This is a genomic window from Klebsiella sp. GL120222-02 (assembly GCF_003097195.1).
In the GTDB taxonomy this organism is placed as follows: Bacteria; Pseudomonadota; Gammaproteobacteria; order Enterobacterales; family Enterobacteriaceae; genus Klebsiella; species Klebsiella variicola.
Map to the genome: position 1 here is coordinate 331,301 of NZ_QEQO01000005.1, position 11,847 is coordinate 343,147.

11 protein-coding genes are annotated in these 11,847 nt (G+C 54.9%); all 11 read left to right on the top strand.

The genetic code is table 11. The annotated features are described in order from the left end of the window. The first annotated feature begins 93 nt into the window (after positions 1 to 93). The 11 genes from tsf (at position 94) to fabZ (ending at position 11,844) form a co-directional block, all read left to right on the top strand. On the top strand, positions 94 to 945 hold the full coding sequence (tsf, locus tag N438_RS17510) for a translation elongation factor Ts (RefSeq protein WP_004151930.1): 852 nt from the start codon (positions 94 to 96) through the stop codon (positions 943 to 945). 147 nt (positions 946 to 1,092) lie between these two features. Beyond that, a complete protein-coding gene (gene pyrH, locus N438_RS17515) occupies positions 1,093 to 1,818 on the top strand; it encodes a UMP kinase (RefSeq protein ID WP_004098747.1) in 726 nt (241 codons plus the stop codon). Positions 1,819 to 1,968: 150 nt separating this feature from the next. Beyond that, on the top strand, positions 1,969 to 2,526 hold the full coding sequence (gene frr, locus N438_RS17520; protein WP_002889308.1) for a ribosome recycling factor: 558 nt from the start codon (positions 1,969 to 1,971) through the stop codon (positions 2,524 to 2,526). 227 nt (positions 2,527 to 2,753) lie between these two features. Then, entirely contained in the window at positions 2,754 to 3,956 is a 1,203-nt protein-coding gene (gene ispC, locus N438_RS17525) for a 1-deoxy-D-xylulose-5-phosphate reductoisomerase (RefSeq protein ID WP_023297086.1), read from the top strand. A gap of 237 nt (positions 3,957 to 4,193) precedes the next feature. Beyond that, on the top strand, positions 4,194 to 4,952 hold the full coding sequence (gene ispU, locus N438_RS17535) for a (2E,6E)-farnesyl-diphosphate-specific ditrans,polycis-undecaprenyl-diphosphate synthase (RefSeq protein ID WP_012968905.1): 759 nt from the start codon (positions 4,194 to 4,196) through the stop codon (positions 4,950 to 4,952). Between the two features lie 12 nt (positions 4,953 to 4,964). Beyond that, positions 4,965 to 5,822, top strand: coding sequence for a phosphatidate cytidylyltransferase (gene cdsA, locus N438_RS17540; RefSeq protein ID WP_008807353.1), 858 nt, complete (start codon positions 4,965 to 4,967; stop codon positions 5,820 to 5,822). An 11-nt stretch (positions 5,823 to 5,833) separates the two neighbouring features. Beyond that, the gene (gene rseP, locus N438_RS17545; RefSeq protein ID WP_008807352.1) at positions 5,834 to 7,186 is read left to right on the top strand and encodes a sigma E protease regulator RseP; all 1,353 of its coding nucleotides are present in this window, start codon (positions 5,834 to 5,836) and stop codon (positions 7,184 to 7,186) included. Positions 7,187 to 7,217: 31 nt separating this feature from the next. Beyond that, a complete protein-coding gene (gene bamA / locus N438_RS17550) occupies positions 7,218 to 9,647 on the top strand; it encodes an outer membrane protein assembly factor BamA (protein WP_008807351.1) in 2,430 nt (809 codons plus the stop codon). 121 nt (positions 9,648 to 9,768) lie between these two features. Further along, positions 9,769 to 10,254: a molecular chaperone Skp gene (gene skp, locus N438_RS17555; RefSeq protein ID WP_002889325.1), complete on the top strand. Its 486-nt coding sequence runs from the start codon at positions 9,769 to 9,771 to the stop codon at positions 10,252 to 10,254. Between the two features lie 3 nt (positions 10,255 to 10,257). Continuing rightward, a complete protein-coding gene (gene lpxD, locus N438_RS17560) occupies positions 10,258 to 11,283 on the top strand; it encodes a UDP-3-O-(3-hydroxymyristoyl)glucosamine N-acyltransferase (RefSeq protein ID WP_008807350.1) in 1,026 nt (341 codons plus the stop codon). Positions 11,284 to 11,388: 105 nt separating this feature from the next. After that, entirely contained in the window at positions 11,389 to 11,844 is a 456-nt protein-coding gene (fabZ, locus tag N438_RS17565) for a 3-hydroxyacyl-ACP dehydratase FabZ (RefSeq protein ID WP_004145858.1), read from the top strand. The last annotated feature ends 3 nt before the right edge of the window (positions 11,845 to 11,847 follow it).

Here is an 11,847-nt window from a genome sequence, read left to right on the forward strand (position 1 = left end):
TGTATGAATAGGGGCCCATTACAGGCCCCTTTTTTCAATTTACGCTGTTTGGCCGTTGGCCGGGCAGTATCCACATCTCCCGAGGATTTTAGAATGGCTGAAATTACCGCTTCCCTGGTAAAAGAACTGCGCGAACGTACTGGCGCAGGCATGATGGATTGCAAAAAAGCGCTGACTGAAGCGAATGGCGACATCGAGCTGGCAATCGAAAACATGCGTAAATCCGGCGCGATCAAAGCGGCGAAGAAAGCAGGCAACGTGGCTGCTGACGGCGTGATCAAAACCAAAATCGAAGGCAACTACGGTTACATTCTGGAAGTTAACTGCCAGACTGACTTCGTTGCTAAAGATGGTGGTTTCCAGGCATTTGCTGACAAAGTACTGGACGCTGCTGTTGCGGGTAAAATCTCCGACGTTGAAGTTCTGAAAGCGCAGTTCGAAGAAGAACGCGTTGCGCTGGTTGCTAAAATCGGTGAGAACATCAACATCCGTCGTATCGCTGTTCTGGAAGGCGACGTTCTGGGTAGCTACCAGCACGGTGCGCGCATTGGTGTTCTGGTTGCCGCTAAAGGCGCTGACGAAGAGCTGGTTAAGCAGCTGGCAATGCACGTTGCTGCAAGCAAGCCGGAATTCGTTAAGCCGGAAGACGTGTCTGCTGAAGTGGTAGAGAAAGAGTACCAGGTTCAGCTGGACATCGCGATGCAGTCCGGTAAGCCGAAAGAAATCGCAGAGAAAATGGTTGAAGGCCGCATGAAGAAATTCACCGGCGAAGTTTCTCTGACGGGTCAGCCTTTCGTTATGGAGCCGAGCAAATCTGTTGGTCAGCTGCTGAAAGAGCACAACGCTGACGTGACTGGCTTCATCCGCTTTGAAGTGGGCGAAGGCATCGAGAAAGTTGAGACTGACTTTGCAGCAGAAGTTGCTGCGATGTCCAAGCAGTCTTAATTTTTACAAGGAGCCGCCTGAGGGCGGCTTCTTTTTGCGCCCATTTTGTAAATTCAGCCAACTGCGTATAGTGACCGCGCTGAAATGCGACATACAATGTCGCCAGAATTCTCATATCTCATTCGTTGACAGTCTCAGGAAAGAAACATGGCTACCAATGCAAAACCCGTCTACAAACGTATTCTGCTGAAATTAAGTGGCGAAGCGCTGCAGGGCTCAGAAGGCTTCGGTATTGATGCAAGCATACTTGACCGCATGGCTCAGGAGATCAAAGAGCTGGTCGAGCTGGGTATTCAGGTTGGCGTAGTAATTGGTGGTGGTAACCTGTTCCGTGGTGCTGGTCTGGCGAAAGCGGGTATGAACCGCGTTGTGGGCGACCACATGGGCATGCTGGCAACGGTCATGAACGGCCTGGCAATGCGTGATGCGCTCCACCGCGCCTATGTGAACGCTCGTCTGATGTCCGCCATCCCGCTGAACGGCGTGTGCGACAACTACAGCTGGGCAGAGGCGATCAGCCTGCTGCGCAACAACCGCGTGGTGATCCTCTCCGCAGGCACCGGCAACCCGTTCTTTACCACCGATTCCGCAGCCTGCCTGCGTGGTATTGAAATTGAAGCCGACGTGGTGCTGAAAGCGACCAAGGTTGACGGTGTGTTTACCGCGGATCCGGCAAAAGATCCTTCTGCCACCATGTACGATCAGCTGACCTACAGCGAAGTGCTGGATAAAGAGCTGAAAGTCATGGATCTGGCGGCCTTCACCCTGGCGCGTGACCACAAATTGCCGATTCGCGTCTTCAACATGAACAAACCCGGCGCCCTGCGTCGCGTGGTCATGGGCGAAAAAGAAGGCACATTGATCACGGAATAATTCCCGTCAGCGCCAAATCCGGGTAATATTCCGCTTTACTTTCGCGGGGATATTGCCCGGTGATTTTCATTAAATCTGACTATACTTAGCTCATTTTCCGACGGGTGTCCCGTCTGGTCTGACTGAGACAAGCTTTCAAGGATTCGTAACGTGATTAGCGATATCAGAAAAGATGCTGAAATCCGCATGGAAAAATGCGTCGAAGCATTCAAAAACCAAATCAGCAAAATTCGCACGGGTCGTGCTTCTCCGAGCCTGCTGGACGGGATTGTTGTTGAATACTACGGTACGCCGACTCCGCTGCGCCAGCTGGCCAGCGTCACCGTCGAAGACTCCCGTACCCTGAAAATCAACGTCTTTGACCGTTCTATGTCTGCGGCTGTTGAAAAAGCGATCATGGCGTCTGACCTCGGTCTGAACCCAAGCTCCGCCGGCAGCGATATTCGTGTTCCGCTGCCGCCGCTGACCGAAGAGCGTCGTAAAGATCTGACCAAGATCGTCCGTGGCGAAGCTGAGCAGGCGCGTGTCGCCGTGCGTAACGTTCGCCGTGACGCGAACGACAAAGTTAAAGCGCTGCTGAAAGAGAAAGAGATCAGCGAAGATGACGATCGCCGTTCTCAGGACGACGTGCAGAAAATGACTGACGCCGCCATCAAGAAAGTTGACGCGGCGCTGGCAGATAAAGAAGCGGAACTGATGCAGTTCTGATGCTCTGCTGTTGCTCGGGCCGATACTTCCTGGCCTGAGTAAAATCTGAAACGCCGTACAGAAGACTGTACGCTCAATTCTCGGGATTGCGTTGAGCCGGCTGGCCTTGTAGCCTTTAGCGCTAAGTTGAAGGCCTGATGCCGCCGCCTTATCCCCGATAGTTGTTGCGTAGGGGCTTGCTGGCGGCGTTTTGCTTTTTATTCTGTTTCCTTTCTTCTGGACGTCTCATGAAGCAATTAACCGTTCTCGGTTCGACCGGCTCCATTGGCTGTAGCACGCTGGACGTGGTACGCCATAACCCTGGTTGCTTTTCCGTCGCCGCGCTGGTCGCGGGGAAAAACGTTGACCGCATGGTTGAACAATGCCTGGAATTTACTCCGCGTTACGCCGTGATGGATGATGCGCAAAGCGCTGAGCGGTTGCGCATCCGTCTGCATGAGCATGGCTGCCGTACCGAGGTGCTGAGCGGCCAGCAGGCGGCGGCTGAGGTCGCGGCGCTGGATGAGGTCGATCAGGTGATGGCGGCAATCGTCGGCGCGGCGGGGCTGGTACCGACGCTTGCGGCGATCCGCGCCGGGAAAACCGTGTTGTTGGCGAATAAAGAATCGCTGGTGACCTGCGGTCGCTTGTTCATGGAGGCCGTTCAGCGGTCGGGGGCGCGATTGCTGCCGGTCGATAGCGAACATAACGCGATTTTTCAGAGTATGCCGGAGACAATTCAACAGCATCTGGGATACGCTGACCTCACCCGGAATGGCGTCTCGTCCATTCTGTTAACCGGTTCCGGGGGGCCTTTCCGCGAGACGGACGTGGCTGAACTATCGGCGATGACCCCGGATCAGGCCTGCCGCCATCCCAACTGGTCGATGGGACGTAAGATCTCCGTCGATTCAGCCACGATGATGAACAAAGGTCTGGAATATATTGAAGCCCGCTGGCTGTTCAATGCTTCGGCGCAGCAGATGGAAGTGCTGATCCACCCGCAGTCGGTGATCCACTCGATGGTTCGCTATCAGGACGGCAGCGTGCTGGCCCAGCTTGGGGAGCCGGATATGCGCACGCCGATTGCTCATACCATGGGCTGGCCACAGCGCCTGAGCTCCGGGGTCAAACCACTGGACTTCTGCCAGCTGAGCAACCTGAGCTTCTCCGCGCCGGACTACGCCCGCTATCCCTGCCTGAAGCTGGCGATGGACGCGTTTGAGGTCGGCCAGGCGGCCACCACGGCGCTGAATGCGGCCAATGAAGAGTCGGTTGCCGCGTTTCTGCATGGCGATATCCGCTTTACCGATATTGCGGCGGTGAATCTGGCGGTGCTGGATAAGATGAACCTGCAGGAGCCGCAAAGCATTGATGATGTTCTGGTTATCGACGCTGACGCTCGTGCGGTAGCTCACCAGCAGCTTAATCGTTTGGGCGCGCAGGCGTAACGCGGTGGTATTTGTGGGCGAAAGGCTTCGGTGATATAGTCTGCGCCACCCGATCGTTGCATTTTGTTGTTAAAGATTACGGTGGCCGTGGCAAAACACGGCTTTTTTGCGTAAAGCTTTTGGTTGTTCTCTGCGATTGGCTGCAGCCCCGGCATCGGATAAAAATGCGTATCCAGCGCGGCCCGGTGGCCTCTGTTTGGTGGCTAGTTAATCCTTATTATGGACTTAAAACGCGTGATGTTGTCTGCTAATCAAACTGTCAGCGAAATATCGCCAACACATGGCTGCCGTCATGTCGCCATTATTATGGATGGCAACGGCCGTTGGGCGAAACGGCAAGGTAAAATTCGCGCTTTCGGGCACAAGGCCGGTGCGAAATCCGTGCGTCGCGCGGTCTCCTTCGCGGCGAATAATGGAATTGAGGCGTTAACGTTATACGCGTTCAGCAGCGAAAACTGGAACCGTCCAGCCCAGGAAGTCAGCGCGCTGATGGAACTGTTCGTCTGGGCGCTGGATAGCGAAGTCAAAAGTCTGCACCGACACAATGTGCGTTTGCGGGTCATTGGCGACACCACGCGCTTCAATGCGCGCCTGCAGGAACGCATCCGCAAAGCGGAAGCGTTGACCGCAAACAATACCGGCTTAACGCTGAACATTGCGGCAAATTACGGCGGTCGCTGGGATATTACCCAGGGCGTTCGTCTGCTGGCGAAACAAGTACAGGACGGGACGCTGCTGCCTGAAGAGATCACGGAAGAGATGCTGAGTCAGCAGGTCTGCATGCATGAACTGGCTCCCGTTGATTTAGTTATTAGGACCGGGGGAGAGCACCGAATAAGTAACTTTTTGATTTGGCAAATTGCCTATGCCGAACTTTACTTTACGGATGTTCTTTGGCCCGATTTTGCTGAACAGGACTTTGAAGGTGCACTCCATGCCTTTGTTAATCGAGAGCGTCGTTTCGGCGGCACTGAGCCGGGTGGCAGTCATGCCTGATGGGGGTCACTTTTGCTGAAGTATCGCCTGATATCTGCTTTCGTCTTAATTCCCGTCGTCATTGCGGCGCTGTTCTTATTGCCGCCGATGGGATTTGCTATCGTGACCCTCGTGGTCTGCATGCTCGCCGCGTGGGAGTGGGGGCAACTGAGCGGTTTCACCTCAACGTCGCAGCGGGTCTGGCTGGCGGTGCTGTGCGGCCTTCTGCTGGCTGCCATGCTTTTTCTGCTGCCTGAATACCATTATGACGTTCATCAACCGATGGTGGAAGGTTCACTATGGGCCTCATTTGCCTGGTGGATCGTCGCGCTGTTGCTGGTGTTATCGTACCCGGCGTCGGCGGCATTCTGGCGCCATTCCAAAGTGCTGCGCCTTATCTTCGGCATATTGACCATTGTTCCGTTTTTCTGGGGCATGCTGGCGCTGCGCGCCTGGCACTATACCGATAACCACTACAGCGGTGCGGTGTGGCTGCTGTACGTCATGATCCTGGTCTGGGGAGCCGACTCTGGCGCCTACATGTTTGGCAAAATGTTCGGCAAGCATAAGCTGGCGCCGAAGGTTTCACCGGGAAAAACCTGGCAGGGTTTTTTTGGCGGTTTGCTGACGGCGGCCGTGATCTCCTGGGCTTACGGGGTGTGGGCGCATCTTGACGTCACGCCGACGGTGCTGCTGGTCTGTTCCGTGGTGGCGGCCCTGGCTTCCGTGCTGGGCGATCTGACGGAAAGTATGTTTAAGCGCGAGGCCGGCATTAAGGATAGCGGGCACTTGATTCCCGGACACGGCGGTATTCTCGATCGTATCGACAGCCTGACGGCGGCGGTACCGGTCTTCGCCTGTCTGCTACTGTTGGTCTTCAGGACGATTTGACGGAAGGTTATATGCTGAGCGTGCTCTGGAATCTGGCAGCTTTTATCATTGCGCTTGGCGTACTGATTACGGTGCATGAGTTTGGCCATTTTTGGGTGGCGCGCCGCTGCGGCATCCGGGTTGAGCGTTTTTCTATCGGCTTTGGCAAAGCGCTGTGGCGGCGGATGGATAAGCAGGGCACGGAGTTCGTGATTGCCCTGATCCCGCTGGGCGGCTACGTCAAGATGCTGGACGAGCGCGTCGAGGCGGTGGCGCCGGAGATGCGCCACTACGCCTTCAACAATAAAACCGTCGGCCAGCGTGCGGCGGTGATTGCCGCCGGCCCCATCGCTAACTTCATTTTCGCTATCTTTGCTTACTGGCTGGTCTTTATTATCGGTGTTCCTGGCGTGCGGCCGGTGGTGGGTGAAATAACGCCCAATTCGGTTGCCGCGCAAGCACAAATTGCAAAAGGAACGGAACTTAAAGCGATAGATGGTATCGAAACGCCTGATTGGGATGCGGTGCGTATGCAGCTGGTCGCCAAAATCGGCAACCCGCAAACAATACTTACCGTCGCCCCTTTCGGGACCAATCAGCGCCAGGATAAAATCGTCGATCTGCGGCACTGGGCGTTTGAGCCAGACAAGCAAGATCCCGTGACCTCGCTGGGGATCCAGCCGCGCAGCGCGCAGATTGATACGGTGCTGGCGGAGGTCCAGACGGGCTCGGCAGCCCAGAAAGCGGGTTTGCAAGCGGGCGATCGGATCGTTAAAGTCGATGGTCAACCGTTAACGCAGTGGATGACGTTTGTTAATCTGGTGCGCGATAATCCGGGCAAAGCGCTGGCGCTGGAGATTGAACGGCAGGGGAGTGCGCTGCCGTTAACCCTGACGCCGGATGCGAAAACGGTAAAAGGTAAGGCAGAAGGGTTCGCAGGGGTGGTGCCAAAGGTCATCCCGCTACCTGAGGAATACAAGACAGTACGTCAGTACGGACCGTTTGCCGCCATCGCTGAAGCCACGGATAAAACCTGGCAGCTGATGTCACTGACGGTCAGGATGCTGGGTAAATTGATAACCGGTGATGTCAAACTGAACAACCTCAGTGGGCCGATCTCTATCGCTCAGGGGGCTGGAATGTCAGCGGAGTTTGGGTTGATTTATTATCTGATGTTCCTTGCGCTGATTAGCGTGAACCTCGGAATCATCAACCTGTTCCCACTGCCCGTACTGGATGGGGGACATCTGCTGTTTTTAGCGATCGAAAAGCTGAAGGGCGGGCCGGTATCCGAGCGAGTTCAAGACTTTAGTTATCGCATTGGCTCAATACTGCTGGTGCTGTTAATGGGGCTTGCACTTTTCAATGATTTCTCTCGGTTATAAGAGAGTTTGTTAGGAAGAACGCATAATAACGATGGCGATGAAAAAGTTGCTCATAGCGTCGCTGCTGTTTAGCAGCGCGACTGTATACGGTGCTGAAGGGTTCGTGGTGAAGGACATTCATTTCGAAGGCTTGCAGCGTGTCGCTGTTGGTGCGGCCCTCCTCAGTATGCCAGTGCGTCCTGGCGATACGGTGACCGACGATGATATCAGTAACACTATTCGCGCGCTGTTTGCCACTGGCAACTTTGAGGACGTCCGCGTCCTGCGCGATGGTGATACCCTGCTGGTGCAGGTGAAAGAGCGTCCGACGATCGCCAGCATCACCTTCTCCGGCAATAAGTCGGTGAAAGATGACATGCTCAAGCAGAACCTTGAGGCCTCTGGCGTTCGGGTGGGCGAGTCGCTTGACCGCACGACCATCGCGGATATCGAGAAGGGTCTGGAGGATTTCTACTACAGCGTTGGTAAATACAGCGCCAGCGTCAAAGCGGTTGTGACGCCGCTGCCGCGTAACCGTGTCGATCTGAAGCTGGTCTTTCAGGAAGGCGTCTCCGCAAAAATTCAGCAGATCAATATCGTCGGCAACCATGCGTTTTCGACCGATGAACTGATCTCCCACTTCCAGCTGCGCGATGAGGTACCGTGGTGGAACGTGGTCGGCGACCGTAAATACCAGAAGCAGAAGCTGGCGGGCGACCTTGAAACCCTGCGCAGCTACTATCTGGATCGCGGTTATGCCCGTTTCAACATCGATTCTACTCAGGTTAGCCTGACGCCGGACAAGAAAGGGATCTACATTACCGTCAACATCACCGAAGGCGATCAGTACAAGCTTTCCGGGGTGCAGGTAACGGGCGATCTGGCGGGCCATTCGGCCGAAATCGAAGCGCTGACCAAAGTCGAGCCGGGCGAACTGTACAACGGCGCGAAAGTAACCAAGATGGAAAACGACATCAAGAAACTGTTGGGTCGTTATGGTTACGCCTACCCGCGCGTTCAGTCGCAGCCGGAAATCAACGACAGCGATAAGACCGTCAAACTGCACGTCAACGTCGATGCGGGTAACCGCTATTACGTGCGTAAAATTCGCTTCGAAGGTAACGACACCTCCAAAGATGCCGTACTGCGCCGCGAAATGCGCCAGATGGAAGGCGCATGGCTGGGGAGCGATCTCGTCGATCAGGGTAAAGACCGCCTCAACCGTTTAGGCTTCTTCGAAACGGTGGATACCGATACCCAACGCGTGCCGGGCAGCCCGGACCAGGTCGACGTTGTCTACAAGGTGAAAGAGCGTAACACCGGTAGCTTCAACTTCGGTATCGGCTACGGTACCGAAAGCGGCGTCAGCTTCCAGGCGGGCGTCCAGCAGGATAACTGGTTAGGTACCGGTTATGCGGTCGGGATCAACGGCACCAAAAACGATTACCAGACCTATACCGAACTGTCGGTGACCAACCCGTACTTCACCGTTGACGGTGTGAGCCTCGGCGGCCGTATCTTCTATAATGACTTCGATGCGAACGATGCGGATCTGTCTGACTATACCAATAAAAGTTATGGTACAGACGTCACGCTGGGCTTCCCGGTCAACGAATACAACACGCTGCGCGCCGGGGTCGGTTATGTTCATAACTCCCTGTCCAATATGCAGCCGCAGGTGGCGATGTGGCGTTACCTGAACTCGATGGGCCAGTATCCGGACAACACCAACGACCGGAACTCGTTCAGTGCGAATGACTTCACCTTCAACTACGGTTGGACCTACAACAAGCTTGACCGCGGCTTCTTCCCAACGGAAGGTTCGCGCGTCAACCTGAACGGTAAGGTGACCATTCCGGGCTCAGACAACGAATACTACAAAGCGACGCTGGATACCGCCACCTATGTGCCGATCGACAACGATCACCAGTGGGTAGTGTTGGGTCGTACCCGCTTTGGCTATGGCGATGGTATCGGCGGCAAAGAGATGCCGTTCTATGAGAACTTCTATGCCGGTGGTTCCAGCACCGTGCGTGGCTTCCAGTCGAACACCATTGGTCCGAAGGCGGTGTACTTCCCGTCGAGCAGCCGTCATGATGGCGATAGCGGTTATACCAATGACTGTAAGAGCACCGAATCCGCGCCGTGTAAATCCGATGATGCGGTGGGCGGTAACGCGATGGCGGTGGCCAGCCTGGAGCTGATTACCCCGACGCCGTTTATTAGTGACAAATATGCGAACTCGGTCCGTACTTCCGTCTTCTGGGATATGGGTACCGTATGGGATACTCACTGGGATTCGAACGCCTATGGCGGTTACCCGGATTACAGTGATCCGAGCAACATCCGTATGTCTGCGGGTATTGCCGTGCAGTGGATGTCGCCGTTGGGGCCGTTGGTCTTCTCCTACGCCCAACCGTTCAAAAAGTACGATGGAGACAAAGCCGAACAGTTCCAGTTTAACATTGGTAAAACCTGGTAATTGTTGGCGGCAACGGAATGCAAGTGCAGTATAGCGCTGACTGTAGGCGATAACGCGGTTATCGCCTCGCCACGCAAATAACGGTACCCCTGGGTACTCATGGGATGGTAAGGAGTTTATTGTGAAAAAGTGGTTATTAGCTGCAGGTCTGGGTTTGGCAATGGTAACTTCCGCTCAGGCGGCAGATAAAATTGCCCTGGTGAACATGAACAGCCTGTTCCAACAGGTTGCCCAGAAAACTGGCGTTTCCAACACGCTGGAAAACGAGTTCAAAGGCCGCGCTAGCGAACTGCAGCGTATGGAAGGCGACCTGCAGTCTAAAATGCAGCGTCTGCAGTCCATGAAGCCGGGCGCCGATCGTACCAAACTGGAAAAAGACGTGATGGCTCAGCGCCAGACCTTCTCCCAGAAAGCGCAGGCGTTTGAACAGGATCGCGCACGTCGTTCCAACGAAGAGCGTGGCAAACTGGTTACCCGCATCCAGACTGCTGTACAGAGCGTAGCGAAAGATCAGAGCATCGATCTGGTGGTTGACGCAAATGCCGTTGCATACAACAGCAGCGATGTAAAAGACATCACCGCTGATGTGCTGAAACAGGTTAAATAAGTAATGCCTTCAATTCGACTGGCTGATCTCGCGCAGCAGTTGGATGCAGAATTACACGGTGATGGCGATATCGTCATCACCGGCGTTGCGTCCATGCAGAGCGCGAAAACGGGCCAAATCACTTTCATGGTCAACCCTAAGTACCGTGAACACCTGGCCGCTTGTCAGGCTTCTGCCGTTGTCATGACGCAGGATGATTTGCCTTTTGCCCATAGCGCCGCGCTGGTAGTGCGTAATCCCTACCTGACCTACGCGCGCATGGCTCAAATTCTTGATACCACGCCGCAGCCGGCACAGGATATCGCGCCGAGCGCGGTCATCGATCCGTCGGCGAAGCTGGGTAACAACGTGGCGATCGGCGCTAACGCGGTTATCGAATCCGGTGTTGTACTGGGCGATAACGTGGTGATCGGCGCAGGCTGCTTCGTTGGGAAAAATACGAAAATCGGTGCCGGCTCGCGTTTGTGGGCCAATGTGACCATTTACCATGAGATTGAGATCGGCGAGAATTGCCTGATCCAGTCCAGCACGGTGATCGGCGCGGATGGCTTCGGTTATGCTAACGATCGCGGTAACTGGGTCAAGATCCCGCAACTGGGTCGCGTCATTATTGGCGATCGCGTGGAGATTGGCGCCTGCACCACCATCGATCGCGGCGCGCTGGACGATACCCTTATCGGTAACGGCGTTATCATTGATAACCAGTGTCAGATTGCGCATAACGTGGTGATTGGCGACAATACCGCGGTTGCCGGCGGCGTAATCATGGCGGGCAGCCTGAAAATTGGCCGCTACTGCATGATTGGCGGCGCCAGCGTGATTAACGGCCATATGGAAATCTGCGATAAAGTCACCGTCACGGGGATGGGGATGGTGATGCGTCCTATCTCTGAACCTGGCGTATACTCCTCCGGTATTCCGCTGCAGCCGAACAAGGCGTGGCGTAAAACTGCGGCGCTGGTGATGAATATTGACGAGATGAGCAAGCGCCTGAAAGCGATTGAGCGCAAGGTTAATCAACAAGACTAATTCATCATTTGGTCACATGACATTTCCGGCCTGTTGCATTCGCTAAAAGATTGCCGCAGGCCGTGTTATTATTGCCTTTTAGTACATTTAGACAGGAAGAGTATTTTGACTACTGACACTCATACTCTGCACATTGAAGAGATTCTGGAACTTCTGCCTCACCGTTACCCGTTCCTGCTGGTAGACCGCGTGCTGGATTTTGAAGAAGGTCGTTTTCTGCGCGCAGTAAAAAATGTTTCTGTAAACGAGCCGTTTTTCCAGGGGCACTTCCCTGGTAAGCCGATTTTGCCTGGCGTGCTGATTCTGGAAGCGATGGCGCAGGCCACCGGGATTCTGGCATTTAAAAGCGTCGGAAAACTGGAGCCAGGCGAGCTGTATTATTTCGCAGGCATCGACGAAGCGCGCTTCAAACGTCCGGTAGTACCAGGCGATCAGATGATTATGGAAGTCACTTTCGAGAAAACCCGCCGCGGCCTGACCCGTTTCAAAGGCGTCGCGCTGGTTGACGGTAAAGTGGTTTGCGAAGCGACGATGATGTGTGCGCGTAGCCGGGAGGCCTGATAC